General features: G+C 68.4%; 1 protein-coding gene. It reads right to left on the bottom strand.

The window, feature by feature from the left end; genetic code table 11:
• On the bottom strand, positions 1–256 hold a 256-nt coding region (locus PY650_RS37015; protein WP_285885078.1), incomplete at both ends, for a condensation domain-containing protein.

The raw sequence follows: 256 nt of genomic DNA, 5'->3' as shown, positions 1-256 counted from the left end.
GCCGTCAGCACCGTCATGAACAGCGTCGTGCCATGCTGCCGGCTCAGCCGCTTCAGGTCGCGCGTCAGCTCCGCATCGATGACAACGGGAACATTGGCTCCGGCAAACGACTGCTCGGCTGGCCGCGGCCGGTCCGTCGGCAGCGCAAGACGGGCGGGGGCGCCGGCCAGGGTCTCGCGCCAATAGTCCGCCTGGGTCTGCAGCCGTTCCCCCGACAGCCATTGGCGTTGCCAGGCGGCATAGTCGGGATATTGGA

The organism is Martinezella calliandrae (assembly GCF_030272695.1).
GTDB classification, from domain to species: domain Bacteria; phylum Pseudomonadota; class Alphaproteobacteria; order Rhizobiales; family Rhizobiaceae; genus Rhizobium; species Rhizobium calliandrae.
This window is presented reverse-complemented; position numbering and strand designations above follow the sequence as displayed.